We start from the raw sequence: 25,035 nt of genomic DNA on the forward strand, positions 1-25,035 counted from the left end.
AGAGATCAGTCTAGTTTTGCGGCCGTGTCGCGAACGAGTCCGTCGATGAGTTCGGGCGTCGTCGGATGGTAAGCCCGATCGGGAATGTCCCTGACGTCTAGATCCATCTCGACGGCCAGTTGCATCGTCTTTGCCATCACGTCTGCGTGGTAGTGCAGGCCCTGATAGCCCAGGACGGTGCCGTCCGTGCCGACCACGAGGCGGGCGAGGCCGTCGGCGACGTTCTTGGTCTTGAACACACCGTCGCTGGATGCATCCCGGGTGGCAGTAACGTAGTCCAGACCGGCGGCTTGGGCCGACTCGACTGAGTGTCCGACCCGGGCAAACGGCAACACTCCAAGTCCCGAGAAGATAACGTGGTGGTGGACGTTCTCGTAGGCCGAAAGGGCCTCGCCTGCACGGTGTCGCCGGATATTCTCGGCCGCCGTGAAGCCTTCTTCTTTGGCGACGTGCAGGATCGGCTCGCGGCCGTTGACATCTCCGACGACGAAGACGCGATCGTCACCGGCGGCCTGCATCGTGTCCCGGACCCAGCCGTCGTCGGGTTCGAGTGCGGTGTGCTCGATGCCGAGACGCTCGATGGCCGGCTCCCGGCCGGTGAAGGCGTACAGATCGTCCGCCTCGATCGTTCGGGTCTCGCCGTCGGTGGCGACCTCCATGCGAACCCCGTCTGTGGTCGATTCGACCGCGGTGGCATCAGCGTCGACGAGTACGTCGACGTCGAAGTGCTCGCGATAGTAGGCAAGCAGTTCCGCACCGAAGGGCTCGTCCGCCTCACGGAGGACGTCGGGGAGCGCTTCGACGACGGTGAGATCCATATCGGCAGCCTCAGTTAGGTACGGAATGAGTTCCAGACCGATGTAACCCAGCCCGAGAGCGATCCCCGAATCGGGGAACTCGGTGCTGTCGAGGACGTCCGCACTCGTCTTGACGGGCACGTCTTCGATACCCGGGATCGGCGGAATTGCCACGTTCGAGCCAGTGGCGATCACGACGTAATCCGGTTCGAGTCGTCGGCCGTCGACCTCGAGAACGCGATCGTCGACGAAGTGGGCGGTGTCCCGAATGAACTCGACGTTGTCGCGCTCGGCCAGTGTAGCGATACTCTCCCGGCGGTGCTGTGACCAACTCGACGTGTGCTCGTTTTTCCGCTCGACGACAGCCTCCAGGTCGACGTCGGGGGCGTCCCCGACGAGTCGGGGGTCGTGTTGTGCACTGAAGCGGTGTTCAGCCGCCGAAAGGACCTCTTTTGAGGGCATACAGCCGCGCAGAATGCAAAGCCCGCCACCTGGGTCGCCGTCGTCGATCAACGTCAGTTCGACGTCGGGCTCTGCAGCCAACTCATCGGCCACAGCCGAGCCAGCGCTGCCGTAGGCGCCGACAACGGCCACGTGTGTGGTCATACACGAACACAGGCTGGCGCGAAGAAAAACCGTTTGGACCGTGGGGGTGAGCCACACTCCTCGGGCGGACGAGCGTCGGCCGATGGGGGCAATACAGATTGCCGTCGACAGTGACCGAAAGGGCAGGCCATATATGCCCTGGGTCCGTACACATGGGTGATCACTGGTGTCACTCGTTCGGCCCGCGAGATGGCCCCGTCACCGCCCACAACTATGACGAGCCGCGTATACCGACTCCATTCGACACTCGAACTGCCACTTGAAGACGTCTACGACCACTTCGAGGACCCGGATTTACCGGCCGAAATCGAAGACGTAGACATCACCCGACGAAACAACACACTCATCCTGAGTGCTGTCGCCACCGACGGCGAAATCAGCAAGTACACCCCGACCGCTCAGTTGAAAGCGAGTGTGACCGAAAATCGCGTCTACGAAGAGGAGCCCGAGCCACCCCACGGCGGGAGTGGAGGTGGCCAGTGGGGCGCGCTCACCGAAGAGGAAGAAGAAGAGATCGAGTCGGAACTCGTCGAGTACGCCTGCTTCAAGGGCGATCGGGAGACCGTTCTCCAGAACACGAGCGTCCAGTTCCCGATGTTCAAGGTCCTCTGTGACATCGCCGAAATCGCGGAGAAAGGGACCTTGACCGCGATCATCGCGATCGACGACACCTTAGAAGCCGTCCAGATCGTCGACGGCGAACGCCGCCCGGCCTCGATCGGCGTCACCGAAGACCCAGCCGACGACCAGGGCGAAGACGGCGTCGACTGGCGGGACAACGACTTTATCGCCTGAGAAGCGCTTCCGCAGCGGCCTTCGAAAGACTCAACTGCCGGCTAATTATATCTAATTACACTCATGGCGAGCGAAGCCGACTTCCCCGCGTACCTCGACGTCGAGTACGACGATGGCGACGGCGAGGAGCCTGGCGATTATCCAAGCATCGAGCACAAAATCGAGAAGGCAATCGAGGTCACGAAGACCGGCCTCGAACAGTACGACAATCCGGTCGTGATGTGGACCGGCGGCAAAGACTCGACGCTGACGCTTTACTTCGTCAAGGAGGTCGCCGACCGCTTCGATCTGGAAGTCCCCCCGGTCGTCTTTATCGACCACTACCAGCACTTCGACGAGCTCATCGAGTTCGTCAACCACTGGGCTGACGAGTGGGATCTCGAAGTCATCTGGGCTCGAAACACCGACGTCGGCGAGTACGTCGACGAAAACGGGCTCGAACCCGGCGACGACATCCCCGTCGACGCCCTCAGCGAGCACAACCAGCACCACATCCGGAACATCCTCGAATACGAGGACGAGACGTTCCCGTTCCTGCTCGACACCTACGTCGGCAACCACCTGCTGAAGACGGTTGCGCTCAACGATGCCATCGATGAACACGACGTCGACGGCATCCTCAGCGGCGTCCGCTGGGACGAACAAGAGGCCCGCGCCGACGAGACCTTCTTCAGCCCACGCCACGATCCCGACATCTACCCACCCCACGACCGTATCCAGCCGATCCTCCAGTTCGCCGAACCGGACGTCTGGGAGGCGTTCTGGCACTTTGCGGTCCCGGACACAGTCGAGGAGTACCCCGACGACGGCTACGTCCCGCAGGGCCAGGACGACCTGCCCGACGGTGTACAGAAAGAGGACGTCCCGGTCAGTCCGAAGTACTTCGCCGGCTTCCGCTCGCTGGGGAGTCAGGTCAGTACTGACAAGTCCGCCGAGGAACCCGCGTGGCTCCAAGACATGGCCAACACGACCGAGCGTGCCGGCCGCGCCCAGGACAAAGAAGACCTGATGGAACGGCTGCGCGATCTGGGCTACATGTAAGGCCACCGGTTTAGATCGTCGGGTTGCTGGCTTTCGAGCCCAACCCCCCTCGCAGAAATCTGGATCGACAACACCCGGACGCGCCGTGTCCGGCAAAGCGCGCTCACGCAGGGCCGACTGACAGCGTGAGCAGTGACGGTCTGACGACCACACACTTTTCGTGTCGCCCCTGACCGTCCAGAATGGGACCGCTCGTCAACGGCGACGACAGTGAGTGGCCTGAAGCCGAGCGTGGCGAGACTCAAATCAGCGCACGTAACTCGGGGAGGTCGCTGGGGGCGAGCGCCTCGGCTGTAGTCTCTACGAGTTGCCCACCGAGAAACGCATCTGGCCGTATCACTACCACACTGGCAACGAAGAGGCGATCTGTGTCCTCGACGGCCAGGACACCCTCCGGCTCGATGGCACCCGCTACGACATCGAGGCCGGCGATTACGTCGCGCTGCCGTGGGGTGAAGCGAGTGCCCACCAGATGATCAACGACAGCGAGAGTTCCCTGGGATAGCTCGTCGTCTCGGCGACAGCCGACCCGGACGTGATGGGCCATCCGGACGTCGAGAAGGGTGGTGCCACCGTCGATGGCCCGCCTAGGGCGATCCCGGAACCCGGATGATCAGCGAGTTCTTCGACCGCGAACGCGGTCGGGCTCTGAAACGAGGAGGAAGGCGACGAGACGGCACGAACAGTCGCGTTACTTCCGGCTGGCGTCCCGAATCGGCACCCACCACACCGGATCGACTATCGGGATTCGACGAGGGCCGTCTCGGTGACGGCACCCGATTCGTCGACCGTCACGTCGAGACGGTCGGTGCCTTGCTCGATGTGAACGGATACCCGGAGCGGTTCGGTCGCGTCGATCGAAACGCTGTCGTCGCCCACGCAAAACGGGAGCGTCCAGAACGGTACCTGGTCGATATCGACCCCGTGATCGGCCAGGAACGCAACGACAGCCGGATCGGCAAGCAACCGCAGGCCAACGGGCGTCCCGATGTCGACGCCACAATGCTGGCAGACGCTGATCGTCGCGACGTCGAGATACCAGTCGGGATCGGGCGTGACATGGGTCTCCATGCGACCACTGCAATGGGGGCAGACCCCGGCGGAAGCCAATGTGAAATCCCGCCAGAGCTGTCGTGAATACGCCAGAAACAACCCTTCTGGATCGCGAGATGCCCGTCCGCGCGGCGGAAAGTATCCGTAGTGAACGACGACCGAACACGCGGGGCAACTGATCTCGATGTGGCCGTCTTCGTAGGTCGCCCGAAGCGACGCGCCACAGTCCGGGCACGGCGTCTCAAGGTCACGTTCGATCGGAGACGGTGGTTCGCCAAAGCGCTCGTCAAAGAGGATATCTATCGCGCGCCCACCGGCTGGCCGCAGGCGATACTCCTCGTCGTCCTTCCGGACGAATCGGCCCAGCAGTTGCGTGAGGTGATAGTTGAATCGACCGCTGTCCTCGAAGTCGGCTGCCGACTGCAGTCGAGCAAAGGAGAGTGGCTGCTCGTTCCACAGCGCGAGTAAGATAGCGATGCGGTTCTCGTCGGCAAGCGTGCCAAAGGCGTCGGCGGCCCGATCGACAGTCATTGAGACCGCGTCCTCGACCATGCCCGAGGTAGCAGCCGAAGCTCCCTGAATGTACCTTCCCGATCCCACACAGAAAGAATCTTCACAACGACTGCACACAGCCCGCTCTCGTGAGAACTGTGTGGGCCATCTGGCTCGGGTACTGGGCCGAGTGATCGGTGAACGGGGCGGCTCACGGAAAGCGGTCAACCACCGGACAGAAACATAATTCAGAATATGTTTATTGGCATCCAGCGGTGACAGCAGAGACATGCACCATCCAGGCCCACCGCGGTTCACGACCGTCGGCGACGCTGTCGAACTGGCCCCACGAGACCCGGATCCGAACGAGTCCTACGAGTGGACTCTCCTCGACGCACCGGCCGAGAGTGACACAACCGTCGGCGACGGAGCAGTCGAGTACCTGCGACCCGACGTGCCGGGCGTCTATCGCGTCGAACTCGCGGCACCCGATGGCACACACCAGCTGACAGTCCGGACGTTCCCGGACGAACGAGAGCCCGCCCGCTTCGAGATCCCGGTCGAGGACTTCGAGACACCTGCTGAGGAAATCGATCGGGTCGGCGTCATCGGCCTGTTCAACGACCACCTTTGGGGACGCGACGAGGCGGTCCGTGAGGGGGATCGCTACGTCTTCGAGGCGCAACTCGAGCCGGGAGTCCACAACAGTACGTTCATCGTCAACGACGGCGAGGAACACCACCACCGGGAATTCACCGTCGAAGGACCGGGACGGCCGCGGATCTCGCTCGATGCCGTCCGGGACGGCGACGTATTCCGTATCGAGGCCAATGCTCGCCCACCGGCAGACAGTTCGACCGAGGCGTCGGCCCTCGATGTCGTGTTCTGCCTCGACGACCGCGCGGACCTCGAAGAGAGTGTCCTCGAGGTCGACGGGCAGACAGCCAAGCTCCCGGCGAGTGCGATCGACGAGCCGGTCGGCGTCCACGCCGTGGCACTCGATCAGCGCCACAGCGTCAGAGACACGGTAGTCGTCGGTGACGGCGGAGACACCATCGCTCACCCCAACGAGCCACCCGCCTGGGTCGAGACAGCGACGATCTACGAGATCTACGTCCGGGCGTTCGCTGGAGAACGCGTCCAGACGACGTTTTCGGCCCTCGAACGGCGACTCCCGTACATCGAATCACTCGGTGTGGATACCGTCTGGCTCACGCCGATCCTGGCCTCGCCAACCGAACACGGCTATCACATCACGGACTTCTTCGAAGTGGCAACGGACCTTGGCACCCGCGAGGAGTTCGAGTCGTTCGTGGCCGCCTGCCACGAGCGAGATATCAAGGTCGTGTTCGACCTCGTGATCAATCACGCTGACCACGAACATCCGGCGTTCGCACAGAGTGCAGCGGGTGTCCCCGAGTTCCGTGACTGGTTCGTCTGGAACGATCGAGCCGAGCCGGACGCCGACCGCTCGCGTGGGCCAGGCCCGGATGACATGCGCGCCCAACGGTATTTCAATTGGAGCAACATCCCGAACTTCAACTACGGCGAACCGGCGGTCCGATCGTTCCTGCTCGACGTCGTCGAGGAGTGGGCACCGCTTGTCGACGGGTTCCGCTGTGACGTCGCCTGGGGCGTCCCACACGGCTTTTGGAAAGAAGTCCGCGAGCGCGTCCACGAGATCGACCCGGAATTCCTCTTACTGGACGAGACGGTCCCAGTCCACGACCCGGACTATCACGACCTGGAGTTCGACCTCCACTACGGAACGGAAGTCTACAGTGCCCTCCGGCAGATCGGGAGCGGCGACGCGCCAGCGGGGGCACTCCTCGATGCCGTCGCTGACGCCGAACGCGCCGGGTTCCCCGACCAGGCCCTTCAGATGCGATACGTCGAGAATCACGACGAGGAGCGCTATCTCGCCGAATACGGCCGGGACAGCCTGCGCGGGGCCGTCGCCGCGACGTTCACCATGCCGGGCGTCCCGATGATCTACGCCGGACAGGAACGGGGCATGACCGACTCCCGGGGGCCGATCGAGTGGCAGTCCGGCGACACCGGGCTGACGAACGTCCACCGTCGACTCAGCAAGACTCGCTCGGAAACCCCGGCGCTGGAATCGGGGACCCTCGAACGAATCGAGTACCACACCGACACGGAGCAGGCGGTCGCGTTCGGACGCGCGACCGACGACCAGCGCGTGTTCGTCGCACTCCACTTTGGCCCAGGGACGGCGACAGTGAGACTCCCCGAAGGGATTGGCTCGACGGAACTGGTCACCGGAGCGCCAATCGAAGCGACCCCGAGAGACGACGGCGTGGCCGTTTCCGTCGCAGACGTCCTCGTCGTCGAGGCCACGGACTGAGCACTCGCGAGCACCCGCCATCGGCGGTCCCAGGAGGAACCGCTCGCAAGGAGAATGCGCGCCACGATCGGTCGTCTTCGGGTGAGATGGCGTTCGCTGTGCACAACGCTGTACGGAACCGATCACGTGACTGAACGAACGTAGCTGTCCGTTGCAGTCTCGACTCTCTATACCGCGGCCTGCTCGCCGTTGGGCGCTGACGTGGCGTCGACACGACGAGCAGGAAAGAACGTCTTATCGCTCTTCGGAGTCGAGCACCCGAATCTGATCTCCGCGGACGGTCACGGGAATCGGAACCGTCGCTTCGTAGAGTTCGACAGTCACCTGGTCTTTGCCTTCGTCGATTCGCTGGACTTGGGCCTTCTCGCCTTTGAACGGGCCGGCGACGAGTTCGACGATGTCGCTTTCGGCGATCCCTTCGACGTCCGGCTTCGGCGAGAGGAAGTGTTCGACCTCCGCGATGGAGGACTCGCCCTGCACGACGCCGTTGGCGTGGGGGATCTCGTCGAGGATGCGTTCGAACACCGAGGCGTCCTCGGCCTCGACCATGACGTAGGAAGTCAGCGAGTCCGGAGCGAGGGCTGCGTGGACCGCCTCTTCCTCGCGGTTGATGATCATGTCTGCGACGGTGCGTTCCTGGCTGGCGGTGGTCTTGACGGCGTAAATCCCCATCAGACACCACCCGGGAGTAACATCATGGCAACGAAGATGACGAATCCGAGCAGCCCGACCAGCAGGATGCCCGCGCCAGCGATCTTCGCGACCTGGCTAAACTCCTGCCAGGAGGGGGTACTCGCGAGCTTGAGCACCCGCACGTATGAGGTGAGATCGTACGGTACGTCCATAGCAGGTGCTATCCACTGATGGCTTTTCTATATTGTGGTGCGCGACGAAGAGTCAGCAGCAAGCTGACTGAAAGAGTACCACTCGCATGGAACGAGACACGCCCAGAAGAACACGGAGCGAGGCAGCAATTGGGCCGACGCACCGAAAAGCGACCGCGTGTATCGAGATGACTCCGAGCGATACTAGCGGTGGGTGTCGTCCGTCTCGCCGGTTTCGAACTGGTCGATAAGGTCCCTGAGATCGGCCGCTTGGCCGGAGAGGGTCTCGATGCGCTCCGAGACTTCCGTGATGGAGGCAGTCTGCTCTTGTGAGGCCCCGGCGACGTTCTCGGCTTCGGCGGCCGTCTCCTCGCTGATCGACCCGACTTCGTCGGCCATCGCGACCACTTCTTCGGTCGAAGCCGCCTGTTCGTCGGTCGCATCGCTGATCGCTTGGATACCGTCGTTTGCTTGTTCGATCTGGCGGACGATATCGGTCAGCGTCTCCGCGGCGTTGTCGACTGTCGCTTTCCCTGTCTGGACGCTCTCGTCCATCTCCCGGATGTCTGCCACCGTATCGGTTGTCCGAGACTGGACGGTATCGATCAGTGACTCGATGTCGTCGGTGGCTTCTTGGGTCTCTTCGGCGAGTGTCTTGATCTCGTTGGCCACAACCTCGAAGCCTTGGCCCGCATCACCGGCGCGATTGGCCTCGATCGCGGCGTTCAACGCGAGCATATTCGTCTGGTCGGCGATATCGTCGATCAGCGTCGTGACTTCGCCGATCCGGTCCATCTCCGCCGCCAGCGCCTCGACTTGCTCGATGGCCTCGGCGGATTTCCGTTCGATCGTCTCGATTTCCGCGGCTGCCTGCTGGGCGGACGTGCGGCCGGACTCACCAGCCTCGACGGCCCCCTTCGACTTGGCGGCCACTTCGTCCGTCGAGGAAGTAATCTCCTCGACCGTCGCCGAGAGATCGGTCATCTCCTGTGAGACTTGTTGGATGTTCTCGTTTTGTCGGTCGGCCCCTTCGGCGATCTGCTGGACCGATTGACTCACCTGTTCGCTGGCGGATTTGATCTCCCGGGCGCTCGCAGAGATCGTGTCCGTCGAGGAGTCGACAGTGCCGGCGAACGCTTCGATACGATCGATCGTCGTTTCCAGCTCGGCGATCATGTCGTTGAAGTTCTCGGCGATCTCGACCATCGCCTCGTACTCGCTGTCGGTCTCCATCCGCTGGGTGAGATCGCCCGCGGCTGCCCGGTTCATCACAGCACTGAACTGCGACGCCTTCGCTTCGAGCGCCGAAGCCATCGACTCGGCGTCGTCTCGGGCCTGCTCGACGTCAGTGATCAGCGCCTGGATGTCCGTCCCCATCTCTTCGAGGGCCGCTCCGAACTCACCGGGAACGTCCTCTTCGAGGACCGGATCGTCGAACCGCTTGTCTGCAAGCGCATCAGCCTGCTCGGCAGCCGTTCCCAGGTACGCCTGCATCGACGCGAACGAATCGTACAGCTGGCCCATCTCGTCGACGCGTGTCGTCTCCGGAAGCGTACTGTCGATCTTGCCGTTTGCGATGTCACCGGCCGTTTGGGCGACGGTCGCAAGCGACTGTGCAGTCCCGCGACCGATCGTCACCCCGACGAGGAGCAACGCGCCGACAGCCAACGCGACGAGTAACGCGATGTTCTGGGAGACGGCCGACTGCAGTGCGAACGCACGCTCAGCGGGGACGTGATAGAGGAGAGCCCAGTCGGTCCCGGTGATCGGCGTGTATGCCATGACGTACGTGCCTTCGTCCATCCCCGTTCCTGCGGAGACGCGTGCGTAGCCAGATGCACCGCCCAGAGCGGCGGTAATACTCTCAGAACCAGTGTTCCCGGTCGCTTCGTACTGGTCGAGTATCGATGCCTTGCGGTTGTCGAGGAGGATCGTACGATCGGCACTGAGGACTTTCACGTCCCCGGTCGCAAACGGCGAGGTGAATTCGTGAGAGCGCGCCTCCAGAGACACTGTAAGGACGACGGATTCAGTCTCACTGACCGGCTGGACGAACGCGATGACGTCCTGCCCATCGTGCTCGTATGGCCGGGACGTGTCTGTCGGCCCGGAGGCGACGACCGCACCACTGCTGTCGGTCCATGCCCCCTCGACGCTGGCGAGAGACGCCCCAGTCAGGTCGTCGTCGGTACTGGCGATCACCTCGCTATCGGCAGTCGTCACGTAGTGCAACGCCTGGATATCGGCCGGCAATCCGATAAGCTTCCCTTCGAGCCATCGCTGGTGGGCTGACGACGACAGTGAGTCCGACTGGTCGGCAAGCGAGTCCGCGAGGAACGACGTCGTCGACTGTTTGGTCGCGGCCCAGTCTGCGATCGAGCTGGCCTGGGAATCCGCGACGCCACGGATCTGTTCTTCGGTCTGAGCTTCGACGAGTCCGCCGGTCTGGAAGTGGATCGCCACCCCGCCGACGACGAGGACGGCGACCACACCGAGCAACAGCACACCGAACTTCGCCGCGTAGCGACGCCTGACGACACCCGGAAGCGCGCTCTCGATCGCCACCACGAATCGCTTGCGAAGGGAACTCATTGGTTACCTCCCGACCGGAAGAACTGGGATTGAAGCAGTTCCAAAGACTCGACCGTCCCGTCGGTAACGCGCTGAATCAGGTACGAACTCAACGGCTCCAGATTCGCCGTCAGGTCGACGCTACCGGACGCGCCCTGATAGTTGATCTCGCGCCCGGCATCAGTAAGCGATCTGAGGCGGTCGAAGTCGCCAACTGAGACGGTATGGCCCGTGCCACCGGAGACCGACCGGATCGTCTCGGCGATGGCCGGGCCGCTGGCGTCGTCGGCTTTCTCGGCGGCCCCAGCCATCAAGAACAACGCGTCGTAGGCGTTTGCGGCGTAAGATGCGAGCTCGTCGACGTCTGAAAGTCGCCGAACCAGATCGAAGTACCCGTCTGTCCGGTTCGAGGAAAGCGACGCGCTGTAGAAGCCATCGTAGGAGGCAGGTATGTCACTGCCGAACATGCCGGCCGAGAACACCCAGGGAACGTCGTAGTCAGTTTGGGCGTAGGCGTCGAGAATGCCACGCTCCTGTCCGGAGACACTGGTGAAGGCAACGGCGTCGGGGTCGTTTTCGAACACAGCCTCGATCGTGTCGCTGAACGAGTCTGCTCCCGGATCGTAGCGCACGTCCGCGACGATCGACGCATCGATCGCGTCTTGCAAGGACCCAGCGAGTCCCGAACCGAACGAATTGTCGATACTGAGCAAGGCGACCGAGCTCGCATCGATGTACAGCGGGCTGTCGACGACCTTCGCCATCACGGCAGCCTGCGTACCGTCGTTTGGCACAGTGCGGCCGAAGTACTTTCGCCCGTCAGCCTGACCGGCAGTCGACAGTTGTGGGGCGGTACTCGCGTAGCTGACCAGCATGACGTCGTCTCTGGCTGCTTTGGGCGCCAGTGCGATCGAGACGTCACTGACGAGCCCGCCGACGATACCGACGACCCCTCGATCCAGCAGTGACTGGTACTGGTCGGTCGCAACATCGACGTCGGCTTCCGTATCGAGGACAGTCAACGCGACTTCGTTGCCGTTGATGCCGCCGGCGTCGTTGATATCCTGGGCCGCCCGTTCGACCGTCCGCTTTGCATCGCTACCCAGCGCCTCGAGAGTGCCACTGAGCGGCGCTAGCGCACCGAACTCGACTGTGCCTCCCGATCCAGACGGGAGGCCCAGGCACCCACCGGTGGCCGCGAGCGCACCCAGGCCGGATAGTCGTCCGAGGTAGCCTCGTCTAGTCGTTCCCATACCGAGAGGACAGGAGTTTTTCAGTAAATACCCTTTGTCGCAAATATCACAAGTGATAACATTCCACACACCCACATGACAGGACAGCCAGCGAAAGCGAAGTGACGAGCCAAATCGAACTCACAACCGAATCGGGGCCGCCGTCTTCCCCGAGAAAGTTACTCCACGTAATCGATGTCGTCGCCCATCCGCTGGGCAGCCTTCTCGCGTTCGGCCTCGCTTTTGCCGTAAATCTGTGGACTCTCGACGCCCGTGACGACGATCATGGTCTCCATCTCGCCCTCGTAGTCGTGGTTGACGGAGGCACCCCAGATGATCCGCGCGTCGGGGTCGATCCGATCGTAGATCTCCTCGACGACGCCCTCTGCCTCTTCGATCGACATATCTGGCCCACCGACGACGTTGACCAGCGCGGAGTTGGCGCCGTCGAACTCGACGTCGAGCAGCGGCGAACGCAAGGCAGAACGGATCGAGTCTTGGGCCTTGTTGTCGCCGTCGGACTCCCCGAGGCCGATCATCGCGACGCCACCGTTCTCCATGATCGTGCGAACGTCGGCGAAGTCGACGTTGACCAGCCCGGGCTTGGTGATCAGTTCCGTCATGCCCTTCACCGAGCGCATCAGCACGCGGTCACAGATCTTGAACGCGTCCTGTAGGGGCATCGAGGGGGCGTAATCGAGCAGCCGATCGTTGGGCACGACGATGACCGTATCCGAGACCGAGCGCAACCGTTCCAGGCCGGCGTCGGCGTTGGCCCGCCGTCGCTCGCCTTCGGCGGTGAAAGGAATCGTGACGATCGAGATGGTGAGTGCGCCGGCCTCCTGGGCGGCCTGAGCGATGACGGGCGCTGCGCCCGTGCCGGTCCCGCCGCCCAGCCCGGCCGTGACGAACACCATGTCCGAGCCGTCGATCGACTGCTGGATGTCCTCCATGTTCTCCTGGGCGGCCTCTTCGCCGATCTTGGGGACCGAGCCCGCACCGCGGCCACCGGTACGCTTCTTGCCGATGAGGATCTTCGTGTCGGCCTTGACCTCGTCGGCCAGATGCTGGGCGTCGGTGTTGGCCGCGACGAGTTTCGCGCCATGGATGCCTTCTTCCATCATCCGCGTGACCGTGTTGCCGCCGGCACCGCCGGCGCCGACGACGGTGATCTTGGTTTCGAGATCTTCGACGACATCGGCCAGTTCCTCGTCGGTCATCTGTCCCGACGTGGAGACGTCTTCCGTCGTGGTCTCGCTTGTTCCGGGCGGGTCGTCTGCGGGGGGCTCCTCGCGGTCCTCCTCGGCGTCTTCCATAGCGTCGTCGATAATGGAGTCCATATTTAAGTGTCCCGTAGCAGTTCAATACTAATTATCTTTCCCATCGTGTCCGACGGGCGTCAGACGCCACGCGTGCCGAATTTCACCGGTTCAGGGGAAAAAGCTAGTCGGCGTCCCCGAAGGGGGAACTCCAGCTATCCGAAGTTCTCGACTTTCGCTTGGCCAGCGTCACCGCCTGCGGCCTCGATAGCGTCGGTCGCGACATCCAGGAAGTCCGCGAAGCCGTAGACGAACACCTGCTCGTCGCCACCCCCGGTAATTACTTCGGCGGCGACTGTGCCCACGGCGTCGTCTTCGGACAGAACAGAGACATCGACACCGCGATCGGCCAGAGCGGCCAATCGATCCTCGTGAATCGGTTCGTCGTCGCGATAGATCAGGGCCGCTTGCCCGCCGTCGTCGAGGGTTCGTTCGGCGATCCCGATGGCAGGCCCAACGCCGGGTCCCCCCGCGAGGAGGACGACGCGGTCCTCGCCCTCGTAGTAGGCACTCCCGAACGGGCCGGAGAGAGCGACCTCGTCACCAGCTTCGAGTGCGGCGATGTGGGGGCCGAGCGTCCCGTCGTCGTCGATCTCGACAGTGATCTCGACGGTCTCCGTGACGGTCGGCGAGGAGATGGTGTAGAACCGTGGCTCATCGGCAACCGACGGGAGCGAGAACTTGACGAACTGACCGGGAGCCGCGTCGAAATCGGCCGGGGTCGCGACATCGATTGTGACTGCGTCGGGACCGACTGTGCGGACGGCACTGACGGTCGTCGTGGTTCGATCCATGCGCGGGGGTACGGGTGGAGCCACCAATGCCATTTGGGGTAGCGGCACCCGAGAGCGGCAAAACGCCCCGCACACTGCAGGTTGCAGAAGGCTTTTTCTCGGTGGCGGGATAGGTCAAACCTACATGGAAAACGATCTCAATTGGGCCATCGGCGGGGAAGCCGGCGACGGGATCGACTCGACGGGCAAGATTTTCGCTCGGGCACTCTCCCGTGCGGGCCGGCACGTCTTCACCTCCAAGGACTTCGCCTCGCGCATCCGTGGAGGATATACGGCCTACAAGGTCCGAACAGGGGTCGAACGGGTCGAGAGTGTCGTCGATCGACTCGACATCCTGATCGCACTGACCGAGCGGACCATCGAGGAGAACCTCGACGAGCTCCGGGCGGGAAGTGTCGTCATCTACGACGGCGAGCAGACGACGATGGCCGACGTCGAGGTCCCCACGGAGATGATCGGACTGGAGGTCCCCCTGACGGCTCTGGCCGAGGAGGCAGGCGGGGCGATCATGCGCAACGTCGTCGCGCTTGGGGCCGCCTGCGAGGTCGCTGGGTTCCCCGTCGAGTACCTCGATGAGGCTCTGGTCAAGCGCTTCGGCGAGAAGGGTGAAGCCATCGTCGCCAACAACCGGGAAGCCGCGCGCCTGGGTCAAGAGTACGTCCGCGAGGAAACCGACTGCCCAAACCAGTTCAGCCTCGAAACGACCGACGAAGACTACGTCCTGCTCAACGGCGACGAGGCGATCGGTATGGCCGCTATCGCCGCCGGCTGTCGCTTCTATGCGGGCTATCCGATCACGCCCGCGACGGACATCATGGAGTACCTGACCGGCCGGATCGAAGCCTTCGGCGGCGCAGTCGTCCAGGCCGAAGACGAACTCTCGGCGATCAACATGGCCCTCGGTGCAGCCAGGGCTGGCGCACGAGCGATGACTGGCACCTCGGGGCCGGGGATCGACCTGATGAGCGAGACCTTCGGCCTCGTGGCCACCAGCGAGACGCCCCTCGTGATCGCCAACGTCATGCGCTCGGGTCCCTCAACGGGGATGCCGACGAAGCAAGAACAGGGTGACCTCAATGCGATGCTGTACGGTGGCCACGGCGAGATTCCACGCTTCGTCCTCGCGCCGACGACGATCGGCGAGTGTTTCGATAAGACAGTCGAGGCGTTCAACCTCGCCGAGAAGTACCAGCTCCCGGTGTATCTCACGGCAGACCTCTCGATGGCAGTCACCGAACAGACCTACCGACCCGAGCGCTTCGACATGGAGAGCGTCGAGATCGACCGCGGCAAGGTCGTCGATCCCGAGGAAGTCGAGGAGTGGCTCGACGAGAAAGGACGCTTCCGCGCTCACGCCGCGACCGAGGACGGGATCAGCCCGCGAGCCCTCCCCGGGACGCCCGAGGCGGCACACATGACAACCGGGCTCGAACACGACGAACTCGGCCGCCGGACCGAGGAAGAGGACGTTCGCGTCGAACAGGTCCAGAAACGCCAGCGGAAGGTCGATACCGCCCGCGAACGCGAGGACTTCGACTACCGGGAGTTCGGCGATCCCGACGCCGACACGCTGGTGCTCTCATGGGGATCGAACGAGGGCGCGATGCGCGAGGCCCTCGAAATGCTCGACGACAGGGGGATCGACGTCCGGTTCCTCTCGGTGCCGTACATCTACCCGCGGCCCGATCTGACCGAGGCAGTCGAATCCGCCGAGACCATCATCGTCGTTGAGTGTAACGCGACCGGCCAATTCGCGGACTTGATCGAGCACGATACGCTATCGCGAGTCGAACGGGTCACGAAGTACACCGGCGTCCGGTTCATGGCCGACGAACTCGCCGACGAGATCGAAGCGGCGATCGACAACGAGGCTCCACCACAGGAGGTCCGACGATGAGTTCTGAGACACACTTCACTGACTTCAAATCCGACGAGCAGCCCACCTGGTGTCCCGGCTGCGGTGACTTCGGGACGATGAACGGCATGATGAAAGCCCTCGCCGAGACGGGTAACGACCCCGACAACACCTTCGTCGTCGCCGGGATCGGCTGTTCGGGCAAGATCGGGACGTACATGCACAGCTACGCGCTCCACGGCGTCCACGGCCGCGCCCTGCCGGTCGGGACGGGTGTGAAACTCGCCAATCCCGATCTGGAAGTGATGGTGGCCGGCGGGGACGGCGACGGCTACTCGATCGGCGTCGGCCACTTTATCCACGCCGTCCGGCGGAACATCGACATCACCTACGTCGTGATGGACAACCGCATCTACGGCCTGACGAAAGGCCAGGCCTCCCCGACCTCGCGGCAGGGCTTCGAGACCGCAACCTCGCCGGACGGTACCGTCGAACCGCCGGTCAATCCCCTCGCCCTCGCGCTGGCCGCCGGTGGGACGTTCATTGCCCAGTCGTTCTCCTCGGATTCCCAACGGCACGCTGATCTCGTCCAGCAGGCCATCGAACACGACGGCTTTGGGTTCGTCAACGTCTTCTCGCCCTGCGTGACGTTCAACGACGTCGACACCTACGACTACTTCCGGGACGCCATCGTCAATCTAGACGAGACGGGTCACGATCCCGGCAACTACCAGGCCGCTCGTGACAAGATCATGGATCCGGGCACCGAGCACATCGGCGTGCTCTATCAGGCCGAGGACAGCGTCCCCTTCAGTGACCGCGAAGGGATTGACTCAAACATGGCCGACATCCCCGATGGCGCGCCCGAACGCGCCGATCGACTGGTCCGAGAGTTCTACTGAGTCGGCCCGGTGTCGGTTGTCATCGGCCGTCGGGAATGGCCGAATGCGTACGCGACTGATCCGAGCAGTGCGGTGGTGAGTGCCCAGAAAGCGAAGATCGCCGGTGCATACATATCCCCGTAACTCCCGTACGGAGCCCACCCCACGGCGACCAACAGCGGTGAGAGTAAAATCACGCCGGTGAGTAGCCACTGTTCCGACCGCTGTTCGGTGAGTGCGAGCGGGACGAACAGCGTCGCCGTGACGACCGCAACCGCACTCCCGTACCCGCTCGCAATCGGTCCGAGTTGCCCGGCGACCAGCGGGGCCGCGATCAGCGCCACCACCGCGACGGCGACCCCCGACCGGACGAGCCACCGGGTATCAACGTCGACACCGAACCGACCCGTGAGCAAGGCATACTGGACCCCAATCAAGACAGCCGAGAGTGCGAGGATCGGAGCGAGGACGGACGCGCTCAACAGGAGCGTGAAGGTGGCCCCATCCAGTCCGAGTGCGAGCCCAGAAGCGACGCCCAGCCCGGCGATCACGCCGATGGAGGCCAAGATCCTCGTCTTCGAGGCGTCGGCCAATACAGCACGCAATCGGCCACGGAGCGCGAGACAGGCCGCGAGCAGGACCGTCGGAACGGCGACTGTTTCCGGGACAGCTGTGCCTTTCAGCTGTGCGACGTCGACGCTGACTGCGAGCTGAGCGGCGATACTGGTGAAGACACCCCTGTCCTCGGCGAACGCGAGATACCAACCCGGCGAGATGGTTCGCTCGAAAGAATCGCCGTACGTTCCATCCAACGCGATCGCTGTCTCGTTGAGTCGATGCTTCGCAGGTGCCCGGGCGAGTGTGTCTCCCACGGGACCGGTGATGACAAGCCGGTCAGCATTGACAGCGTACCAGCGACTGCCCTCACCCTGTGAGTGGAAATAATCGGCGACCAGGACGCCGCCGAGACTCCGATGTCCCATCCGCGGAACGTCGTAGGTCACGACGACAGCGTTGGCGCTCGTGTTTACCGACAGATTCCGCGGTTGGGCCTCGCCACGGTGACCGTGAAGTGCATTCTCGGCCGCCGACCACACGGCCGACCGGCTGACGTTCGCGTTCGCGCGCGGATCGAGTGTGACGGTCCAGTGTCCGTCCCCGTCCTCGTCGAGTTGGATCGTGACTGTTGAGGACTCGACGTCGCTGCCCGCGATCACGTCGTCGGTGCAGACGTCACAGAGCGGCTGGGGTGGTGGCCGTGGGGCAGCGACGAGCGTGATCGTCGCCAACAGGACAACCAGGAGGGTACCCACAGCCACGAGCCGGCCACGACGGGGATACATACGGAATAGAGGATAGCACGTTGGGAAAACCCTGCTGGTCGACTTGTTGTCTCAGCAGACACACGGCAGATTCATCAGGTCGGCCCTGAAACCGCGACTATGGTCAACGATGAGGGTCGTCACCTCGTCGCCGTCCTCGTCGCGGGCGGCATCGTCCTGACGTTCGCCTACAGCCTCTTCGTCGCGGGGATGCCACTGCTCTGGCTGAATCTCGTCTCCGTCCTCCTCGTGTTCTACCTCCTCTGGCGGTTCGTCCGCGCACACGAGCGCATCGCCGACGCACTCGAACAGCGGGAATGACAGCGACGGCGCTCACGCCCAGTCGTCCAGTCCCGTCTGGACGAGCGAGGACTCGATGCGCTCGAACCCGCGTTCGACCTCGCTTGCCTCGACCTCCCACTCGTCGGTGACGAACGCCCAGGCGGCGTCGAGGTCCGGTTCGAGGTCCGTCTCGAAAGCATAGGCGTCGGTGACGGCAGGATCGAGAAAGAGGTCGCGGATCCGATCGGCGTTCTCGACGTAGACATCCTCGCTCTCGCTGACGCCCCAGAGGTCGCCGTGCTCGCGGACGGCCTCGACAGCAGTCTTGGGGCCGTACCCGTGGACGCCCTCGTTGAAGTCCGTCCCACAGAGGAGAGCAACGTCGACCAGTTGCTCCCAAGAGAGGTCGTGTTCCTCCAAGGTGGTCTGAAAGTCCATCAGTTCGGGAGCGCCCGAACTCGTGAGTTGCCGAAGGGTCCGGGGTGCGCCAAAGAGGAGGGCGTCGTAGTCCTCGGTGCCGACGTAATCGACGTCGCCGTTGCGGGCCATGTGAGCAGCCTGTCCCTCGCCCTCCGCCGGCGCATCGACGACAGGCACGTCGAGCAACTCAAGAAGATCCCGTGTCGTCTCCAGGATGACATCGGTGAGGCGCTGGGTTCTGGACTCTAAGCGTGCGACCCTGACCGCATCACCTTCCTGGCGGGCCGCTTCGAGATCTTCTTCGTACTGTTGGCGCTGCTCGCGCCGGCGCTGTACCTCGTCGTCTTTCAGATCCGTGACGGCACCGTCGAACACCATCACGGGCGTGACTTCGTGCTCGAAGAACTTCGGCAATCCCTGGACGACGCCGACGAGGTTGGCGACTTCTTTGCCCTCGGTCGTCGTGTACACGTCGTCGTTCGTCCACTTGACCGTCGTCGTGAGGTAGCGATACAGCCAGTTGTGGGCGTCGACGGCGACGATCGAGCCAGCCAACTCCTCGAAAGCGATCGATTCGATGGCCGCGATGTCCCGGAGATCGGCGTTTCCCATCGCCGCCGATTAGGTACCACGCTGGTTTGAATCCCCCGTCGCTGGCTCGCCGTCCGCACCCGCGGGGGCGGGAACGATCGCTGGCGGGTCGGCCCCCTCCTGGGACTGTACGAACGCTCGCTGGCGCTCGCTCAACTCGCGGTCACGATAGATGGTGAGTCCGTCGCGATACCGTTGGCCGTCACGATCGGCGGCTGTCGAACAGACGAGTTCGGCAAGGCCCGTTCGCTCGCCGGTAAACGCGAGACCTGCCTTGTAGAAGGCTTCGTAGGCGATCGGATTGTTGACGCCGGCACGTACTTCGTCGTAGCCGCGTTCGCTGGCACGAGCGACGACGTATCGGAGCAGCCTCGAACCGAGACCTTCGCCGCGGAGATCGTCCCGGACCGTCACGTACCGGACCCGGAGACAGTCTTCGTCGGTCCGATCGGCGTCGAACGCCACGGCGGCGACGATCACGCCATCGTCACGAACGACGGCTTTGCCCGTACTCGAAATGACGAACTTCCCCGCGTAGGCGAACCGTTCGTGGTCGAGATCGAGTGTCACATTGGCCGGGGGCCAGGCCAGGATTTCGGAGTCCACACCGGCGTGACGAACCGGCCGGTAAAGTGGCTGTCCCCGGATCGAAACGGGAACGCCCAAGTTGTGGGCCACAGTCGCTTGGGACATGGTGTCTGTCGCCGCCACACTCCGGAACCGCATCGATGTCTCCGCCGCGACAGCTATCCTCGCAGCAGGTGACCTGGTTGCGATCGCTGCGTTCGTCGTGATCGGAACAGTCGGCGCCCACCAGGGCTCGCTATCGAACGTTGCTGGCATGCTGGAAACGCTCGTCCCGTTTCTCGTCGGGTGGGTGCTGGCCGCGTTCCTGGGGAGTCTCTACACCGAAGACGCCCGGCGGTCGGTCCTCCGGGCAGTGTCCTGGACCATCCCTGCCTGGATTACGGCCGCACTTATCGCACAGGTACTCCGCTGGTCGCCGTTGACGCCGGATTCGTTCTCGGCGATTTTTCTGGCGGTCTCGATCGCAACGGGCCTGGTGCTGCTTGGACCCTGGCGTGGGATCGTTGCCTACTGGCTCAGCGACGGAACGTGGCACTAACTCGGACGCTCGCCCGAAATTTCGAAAACGGCACTACTCGTCAGCGATAGTCTTCGAGTGTGACTGCCACGGACGACTGTACCCAGGCCTTGTGATTCTCCCGGTCGTAAATGACGAACTCGTCGGAATCGAGACGGAGCGGTGCGTAGCGGTCGCCGGATTGGTGGCGCTGCATGTCGGCCGTATCGTCCGTAGGCTTTGCACTCATTGGTTTTCATGGTGGCGTTTAGCCACACGATGCCTCCTAATTATGTCTGGGCACGACAGACAAATAAAGGCCACTCCCACATTATCAAGGAGTATAATTTGATCGCCGACCAAAAGAGCGTGAAAAGAAAGCAGACAAATACACGAGATTCATATTCGCCGGATAGAGAGATACGTTCGGCACGCTGGTAAATTCAGTACGTAATACCAAGACAGAACGGGGAAAGTAGGCGAGACGCCTAACTGTGTGCCACGCCTCGAAAGCGTATGGCCGAGAGTGAAGCGCTGTTTCTCGAAAGTGAAGACGTATCGACTCTGGCGACACCGTCGGAATACATCGCGGCGGTTCGAGACGGCTACCGACAGCGCGGGGAGGGTGCGCCCGCCGAGCCACGGACGACGCTGCGGGCAGAGGACCCGCCGGGGATGCTAACTGGGTATCTGGCAGTTCTGCCCGATTCGGGCGTGATGGGTGGGTACACCTATGCGGCGGGGTTCGGTGAGCGTGACGCCCACTTCGTGCTCCCGGTATTCGACGCCGACTCCGGCGAACCCCTGGCTGTCTTCGACGGTGCCAGCCTGAATCCGCACAAGACAGGGGCAGTCGGAGCCGTCGGGATCGACGCCCTCGCCCGAGAGAATGCGACCCAGGTTGGTCTGTTCGGCAGTGGATCACAGGCCAGCGACCAGTTACGGGCCGCCGCCGCAGTCCGTGATCTAGAGCAGGTACACGTCTACTCTCCGACGCCGGCCCACCGCGAGGCCTTCGCCGAGGAGATGGGCAACGAACTCGATCCAGCGGTAAGAGCCGTCACGGAACCAAAGCAGGCAGTGGTCGACGCTGACATCGTCATTACGGCAACGCAGGCGAGCGAGCCGGTCTTCGACGGCGAGTGGCTAGAGCCCGGAACCCACGTCACGGCGATGGGCCAGTACCATCCCGAGAAACGCGAAATCGACGCACACACGGTCGCCAAAGCGACGTACGTTCCGGACCTGCGTGCCCGCCTCGAACAGGACGCCGGGGCATACCTGCAAGCCAAATCCGAAGGGGCGATCGACGAAGGCCACGTCCAGGCCGAGCTGGGGGATATCGTGGCCGGGAACGCGCCGGGCCGCACCAGCGATCGAGAGATCACTGTTTTCGACAGCGGCGGGACGGCGATCGAGACAGTCGCCGCCGCCGGACTACTCTACGAACGAGCCAGAAAAGCAGGGGTCGGCGAGTCGATCTCGTTCGCGCCGGCCAGCGACGCAATGTGATCAGAGATACGGTGCGAGGCCGAGTGCCTCGAGGAGGGTAAGGCCGCTTGCGAGCGCACCGAGAAGGTATCCTCCAATCACGCCCCCGTTCAACAGCGGCAATCCTGCGTGGGCACGGCCTTTCAGCACCATCCACAGCAGGACAGCCAGCCCGAGGAAGGTGCCGACCATCGCCGTAGCGGCCGGCAGTACGGTCGTGAATCCACCGATGCCGACCGTCGGGACCGACGCGGGCGCAAAGAAGGCCGCCGAAGCGACCAGTACCGTCGGGACTACGGCATCGCCCAGCCCGATGAACAACGCGTCGCGGTCGTCGAAAGAGGCATCCTCGGCGTCAGTGTCGCCGTCTTCACTGTTCTGCTGGGCGGTCTCGGTTTCTGCCGACTCGGTACCGTCCATCGGCCCGTCGTCATCGATGAACGAGTAGCCAAGCGTCGTCGGCGCGACCAGCACGACGGGGACGTTGAGGTCCATCACGCCCTCTGCGAGCGTCAGCATGTGCTCGGTGCCGTAGACGCTGATGGCGTCGTAGACCGCGAGCACGGTCAGCAAGACCAGCGCTGGCAAGACACCGAACGTGATGCCGAACAGACCGGCCGCGCCGGCACCCATTACCGCGCCGGCGATGTCGATAACCCACCACTCGGGATAGACGAGCAAGCCGCCGCCGATCGCGATTGCGCCCGCCCCCGCCAGAACGTGCACGCCACCGGCCACCGGGAGTGTCACGACTGGCGGGACCAGAATGGAGAAGACGAGCCAGGAGATGTACACCCCAGTGAGGACGATCAGCCCACGAATCGCCCACTCGCCGTTGTACCGAAACGCAGCGAGCATCACGCCAGTCATGACGAGAATCGCCAGGATGTACAACAGACTGTTCGTCGGATCCTGCGGGTCTTCGACGGGCTGGAGGCCAGCCCCTTTCAGCGGTTCGACCAGCGCCAGCGCACCGAGTTGGACAGCCAGAAAGATCCCGACGATGATAGAGACCGCCAGCCACAGCCCTGGATTCCGATCCATGTCACGGGGAAATCGCGGGGGCGGGAAAAGCGATTCCGTTCCGACCGGCAGTTTCGCTCGCCGCTCTCAACGAGCGTACAGCGTCTCACCGACGAGCGTGGGCGGATGGACGCTATCGCCGATCGTGACGGCGAGATACGGCTGTTCGACGGGGCCGAAAACATCCACGACGCGGCCGACTGTCTCCAAAGACTCGTCGATGACTTCCGTGCCAATGTCGGGATATGTCTCCTCTTCACACTGCAAGACAGCCACGCCCTGGGCCAGCCCCCGAACCTCGCCAGCCCGGCGCATCACTCACGGATCGCGGCGACGTAGGCCGCCACGGCCCCCAGGAGGTCGCTTTTGGTCGCGTCGTCAGCATCCTTGACGAGCACTCGTCCGCGAGTCTCGTACTCTCGTGGATAGGTCTTCTCGCGTTCGATCACCGCGTCGTACCCCACCTGCTGGACTGCCTGTGCAATCTCGTCGACTGTCGGCTCTGCGACCGCCAGATCCTCGGCGACGCGCCGGCCCTCGCTGCGCGTAAGTCGCACGTCCAGGGCCGCCGGCCAGATGACGTTCTCGACCATATCGGTTGGTCGTCGGCCCAGGGGTAAACGCCTTACTGGTCGCGCACACCCGATCCTTCGAACTCCGGGACCAGTCCGAACGCGTCGATCGGCTCGACCAACTGAGCCGCCGCGTCGAACGGATCGGCCTCGGCAGGTGAGCGATCCGGGCGCTCGACGCCGGCGTCCGCGAAGACGGTATCGAGAAACGCCGTCCGGAGCGACCGATTCTCGAAACAGCCGTGGAGGTAGGTGCCGAGGACCCGGCCGCTCGCAGCACTCTCGGGTTCGATCGGCCGCGGAACGTCCGCACGCACCGTCGTCTCTCCCATGTGGATCTCGTAGCCCGAAACCGACCCGCTGACTCCCGCGATCGGGTCGACACCCGTCGCCTCGTAGGTTGCGGCAGTCACGCGCTTCTCGGTCGAGAATTCGGTCTCGACGGGCAGTCGACCGAGGCCGGGAACCGTCCCCGTCGCAGTCGTGCTCTCGACGCCGACGTTGTGGAGGGCCTCGCCGAGTAGCTGGTATCCGCCACAGATGCCAACCATCGGCCCCTCGAAATCCTCGACGGCTTCTCCCAGACGGGCGTCCTGCAACGCGAGCAGGTCGTCGACGGTATTCTTTGTTCCCGGGAGGACGAGCGCGTCGGCGTCACCGATTCTGTCTCCGAGGGGCAGAAATGTGACACGGACGCCTGGCTCGCGAGCGAGCGGGGCCAGGTCGGCCACGTTCGAAAGGTGTGGTAATCGTGGGACGCCGATCGTCACCCGTCGCTCCGGTTCGAGCCCGTCACCGTCACCCCAGGTGCCGCGTTCGCCCGCCTCGGGCAGCGAGAGGCTGTCTTCCTCGGGCAACCCGGGATCGTCGTGGGGGAGGACAGCGACGACGGGCACGCCCGTCCGCTCTTCGATCGCCTCGATCCCGGAGGCGAGCAGGGAGCGATCGCCGCGGAACTTGGTGATCGCCAGGCCGGCCACGCGCTCCCGGAGATCGGCAGGGAGCAGTTCCAGCGTCCCGTAGAGGCTAGCGAAGACGCCGCCGCGTTCGATGTCGCCGACGAGCAAAATCTCGGCGTCCCCGAAGCGCGCGGTCTCGACGTTCGACAGGTCCCGATCCTGGAGGTTGATCTCGGCGATCGACCCAGCCCCTTCGGCGACGATCACGTCGTGGCGGGCAGCGAGTCGATCGTGGGCCTCGCGGGCGGCCCGGCGGGCGCGTGCCCAGTGCTCGTCGTAGTACGTCCCTGCCGAGAAGTGCCCGACTGCCTCGCCATCGATGATCAATTGGCTCTGGCCGCCCCCTCTCGGTTTGAGCAGGACGGGGTTGTGATCGGTCGTCGGCACGACGCCGGCCGCCCGCGCCTGGACGTACTGGGAGATGCCGATCTCGCCGTAGGCGTCGGGATCGCCTGCGGCTGGGTCGCTGTCACCTCTCTCCCCGATGGCGTCTGGTTTGAACCCCACGCGAGCGTTGTTGGACATGTTCTGGGCCTTGAACGGTGCGACGGAGATGCCCCGATTGGCCAGCCGTTGGCAGAGTCCGGCGACGATCGTGCTCTTGCCGACGTGACTGGCCGTCCCGGCGACGAGCAGCGTCACCGCCATGGCCAGCCCACCTCAGTC

The 25,035-nt window shown here is 63.6% G+C and carries 25 protein-coding genes; 9 read left to right on the forward strand and 16 right to left on the reverse strand.

Features of this window, described 5'->3' with window-relative positions; all coding sequences use genetic code 11:
- Positions 1-5 precede the first annotated feature (5 nt).
- Positions 6-1,403, reverse strand: coding sequence for an NAD(P)/FAD-dependent oxidoreductase (locus tag Hrd1104_RS08020; RefSeq protein WP_154552268.1), 1,398 nt, complete (start codon positions 1,401-1,403; stop codon positions 6-8).
- Between the two features lie 213 nt (positions 1,404-1,616).
- Between Hrd1104_RS08020 and Hrd1104_RS08025 the strand changes: the two genes are divergently transcribed.
- The 3 genes from Hrd1104_RS08025 to Hrd1104_RS08035 all read left to right on the forward strand — a co-directional run bounded on the left by Hrd1104_RS08025 (position 1,617) and on the right by Hrd1104_RS08035 (position 3,744).
- Positions 1,617-2,198 (forward strand): hypothetical protein, encoded by a 582-nt coding sequence (locus Hrd1104_RS08025; protein WP_154552269.1) that lies wholly within the window; start codon positions 1,617-1,619, stop codon positions 2,196-2,198.
- Positions 2,199-2,261: 63 nt separating this feature from the next.
- Positions 2,262-3,239 (forward strand): phosphoadenosine phosphosulfate reductase family protein, encoded by a 978-nt coding sequence (locus Hrd1104_RS08030; RefSeq protein ID WP_154552270.1) that lies wholly within the window; start codon positions 2,262-2,264, stop codon positions 3,237-3,239.
- A 307-nt stretch (positions 3,240-3,546) separates the two neighbouring features.
- Positions 3,547-3,744 carry a cupin domain-containing protein gene (locus tag Hrd1104_RS08035; RefSeq protein WP_154552271.1) on the forward strand — a complete coding sequence of 66 codons (198 nt, stop codon included), beginning with the start codon at positions 3,547-3,549 and terminating at the stop codon, positions 3,742-3,744.
- A gap of 233 nt (positions 3,745-3,977) precedes the next feature.
- Here Hrd1104_RS08035 and Hrd1104_RS08040 read toward each other — a convergent pair whose 3' ends face one another.
- On the reverse strand, positions 3,978-4,844 hold the full coding sequence (locus Hrd1104_RS08040; protein ID WP_154552272.1) for a transcriptional regulator: 867 nt from the start codon (positions 4,842-4,844) through the stop codon (positions 3,978-3,980).
- 229 nt (positions 4,845-5,073) lie between these two features.
- Between Hrd1104_RS08040 and Hrd1104_RS08045 the strand changes: the two genes are divergently transcribed.
- Complete coding sequence (locus tag Hrd1104_RS08045) at positions 5,074-7,149, forward strand: alpha-amylase family glycosyl hydrolase (protein ID WP_154552273.1); 2,076 nt, start codon at positions 5,074-5,076, stop codon at positions 7,147-7,149.
- Between the two features lie 234 nt (positions 7,150-7,383).
- Here the strand turns inward: Hrd1104_RS08045 and Hrd1104_RS08050 are convergent, their stop codons facing one another.
- The 6 genes from Hrd1104_RS08050 to Hrd1104_RS08075 form a co-directional block, all read right to left on the reverse strand.
- Positions 7,384-7,821, reverse strand: coding sequence for a transcription elongation factor Spt5 (locus tag Hrd1104_RS08050; protein WP_154552274.1), 438 nt, complete (start codon positions 7,819-7,821; stop codon positions 7,384-7,386).
- Positions 7,821-7,994 (reverse strand): protein translocase SEC61 complex subunit gamma, encoded by a 174-nt coding sequence (locus Hrd1104_RS08055; RefSeq protein WP_154552275.1) that lies wholly within the window; start codon positions 7,992-7,994, stop codon positions 7,821-7,823. Before Hrd1104_RS08055 ends, Hrd1104_RS08050 begins: the two co-directional genes overlap by 1 nt.
- Positions 7,995-8,177: 183 nt before the next feature.
- Complete coding sequence (locus tag Hrd1104_RS08060; RefSeq protein WP_154552276.1) at positions 8,178-10,565, reverse strand: methyl-accepting chemotaxis protein; 2,388 nt, start codon at positions 10,563-10,565, stop codon at positions 8,178-8,180.
- Positions 10,562-11,797: an ABC transporter substrate-binding protein gene (locus Hrd1104_RS08065; RefSeq protein WP_154552277.1), complete on the reverse strand. Its 1,236-nt coding sequence runs from the start codon at positions 11,795-11,797 to the stop codon at positions 10,562-10,564. The genes Hrd1104_RS08060 and Hrd1104_RS08065 overlap by 4 nt, the downstream gene beginning before the upstream one ends.
- A 158-nt stretch (positions 11,798-11,955) precedes the next feature.
- Positions 11,956-13,116 (reverse strand): cell division protein FtsZ, encoded by a 1,161-nt coding sequence (gene ftsZ / locus Hrd1104_RS08070; RefSeq protein WP_154552278.1) that lies wholly within the window; start codon positions 13,114-13,116, stop codon positions 11,956-11,958.
- Positions 13,117-13,250: 134 nt separating this feature from the next.
- Positions 13,251-13,889 carry an FAD-dependent oxidoreductase gene (locus Hrd1104_RS08075; RefSeq protein WP_154552279.1) on the reverse strand — a complete coding sequence of 213 codons (639 nt, stop codon included), beginning with the start codon at positions 13,887-13,889 and terminating at the stop codon, positions 13,251-13,253.
- A 124-nt stretch (positions 13,890-14,013) separates the two neighbouring features.
- Between Hrd1104_RS08075 and Hrd1104_RS08080 the strand changes: the two genes are divergently transcribed.
- Positions 14,014-15,786, forward strand: coding sequence for a 2-oxoacid:acceptor oxidoreductase subunit alpha (locus tag Hrd1104_RS08080; RefSeq protein WP_154552280.1), 1,773 nt, complete (start codon positions 14,014-14,016; stop codon positions 15,784-15,786).
- Positions 15,783-16,646, forward strand: a complete 864-nt coding sequence (locus Hrd1104_RS08085) for a 2-oxoacid:ferredoxin oxidoreductase subunit beta (RefSeq protein ID WP_154552281.1) — start codon at positions 15,783-15,785, stop codon at positions 16,644-16,646. The genes Hrd1104_RS08080 and Hrd1104_RS08085 overlap by 4 nt, the downstream gene beginning before the upstream one ends.
- On the opposite strand, the gene Hrd1104_RS08090 is transcribed toward Hrd1104_RS08085, so the two are convergent.
- Entirely contained in the window at positions 16,640-17,968 is a 1,329-nt protein-coding gene (locus Hrd1104_RS08090; protein ID WP_154552282.1) for a hypothetical protein, read from the reverse strand. The genes Hrd1104_RS08085 and Hrd1104_RS08090 overlap by 7 nt on opposite strands.
- Positions 17,969-18,067: 99 nt before the next feature.
- Here Hrd1104_RS08090 and Hrd1104_RS08095 point away from each other — a divergent pair, with 99 nt between their 5' ends.
- Positions 18,068-18,268: a glycerol ABC transporter substrate-binding protein gene (locus tag Hrd1104_RS08095; RefSeq protein WP_154552283.1), complete on the forward strand. Its 201-nt coding sequence runs from the start codon at positions 18,068-18,070 to the stop codon at positions 18,266-18,268.
- Between the two features lie 12 nt (positions 18,269-18,280).
- Here Hrd1104_RS08095 and fen read toward each other — a convergent pair whose 3' ends face one another.
- On the reverse strand, positions 18,281-19,261 hold the full coding sequence (fen, locus tag Hrd1104_RS08100) for a flap endonuclease-1 (RefSeq protein ID WP_154552284.1): 981 nt from the start codon (positions 19,259-19,261) through the stop codon (positions 18,281-18,283).
- A 9-nt stretch (positions 19,262-19,270) separates the two neighbouring features.
- Positions 19,271-19,846, reverse strand: coding sequence for a GNAT family N-acetyltransferase (locus Hrd1104_RS08105; protein ID WP_154552285.1), 576 nt, complete (start codon positions 19,844-19,846; stop codon positions 19,271-19,273).
- Between the two features lie 85 nt (positions 19,847-19,931).
- Between Hrd1104_RS08105 and Hrd1104_RS08110 the strand changes: the two genes are divergently transcribed.
- Positions 19,932-20,366, forward strand: a complete 435-nt coding sequence (locus Hrd1104_RS08110) for a DUF3054 domain-containing protein (protein ID WP_154552286.1) — start codon at positions 19,932-19,934, stop codon at positions 20,364-20,366.
- 40 nt (positions 20,367-20,406) lie between these two features.
- Here Hrd1104_RS08110 and Hrd1104_RS13095 read toward each other — a convergent pair whose 3' ends face one another.
- Positions 20,407-20,574: a hypothetical protein gene (locus Hrd1104_RS13095; protein ID WP_195837561.1), complete on the reverse strand. Its 168-nt coding sequence runs from the start codon at positions 20,572-20,574 to the stop codon at positions 20,407-20,409.
- Between the two features lie 266 nt (positions 20,575-20,840).
- Here Hrd1104_RS13095 and Hrd1104_RS08115 point away from each other — a divergent pair, with 266 nt between their 5' ends.
- Positions 20,841-21,836, forward strand: a complete 996-nt coding sequence (locus Hrd1104_RS08115; protein WP_154552287.1) for an ornithine cyclodeaminase family protein — start codon at positions 20,841-20,843, stop codon at positions 21,834-21,836.
- Here Hrd1104_RS08115 and Hrd1104_RS08120 read toward each other — a convergent pair whose 3' ends face one another.
- From Hrd1104_RS08120 to Hrd1104_RS08135, 4 genes are all read right to left on the reverse strand, one after another.
- Positions 21,837-22,859, reverse strand: coding sequence for a presenilin family intramembrane aspartyl protease PSH (locus Hrd1104_RS08120; RefSeq protein ID WP_154552288.1), 1,023 nt, complete (start codon positions 22,857-22,859; stop codon positions 21,837-21,839). It lies immediately after the preceding gene.
- 66 nt (positions 22,860-22,925) lie between these two features.
- A complete protein-coding gene (locus Hrd1104_RS08125) occupies positions 22,926-23,153 on the reverse strand; it encodes an H/ACA ribonucleoprotein complex subunit GAR1 (protein ID WP_154552289.1) in 228 nt (75 codons plus the stop codon).
- Complete coding sequence (gene srp19, locus Hrd1104_RS08130) at positions 23,153-23,431, reverse strand: signal recognition particle subunit SRP19 (protein WP_154552290.1); 279 nt, start codon at positions 23,429-23,431, stop codon at positions 23,153-23,155. The genes Hrd1104_RS08125 and srp19 overlap by 1 nt, the downstream gene beginning before the upstream one ends.
- 32 nt (positions 23,432-23,463) lie before the next feature.
- On the reverse strand, positions 23,464-25,017 hold the full coding sequence (locus Hrd1104_RS08135; protein ID WP_154552291.1) for a cobyric acid synthase: 1,554 nt from the start codon (positions 25,015-25,017) through the stop codon (positions 23,464-23,466).
- Between the last annotated feature and the right edge of the window lie 18 nt (positions 25,018-25,035).

It is taken from the genome of Halorhabdus sp. CBA1104, assembly GCF_009690625.1.
In the GTDB taxonomy this organism is placed as follows: Archaea; Halobacteriota; Halobacteria; order Halobacteriales; family Haloarculaceae; genus Halorhabdus.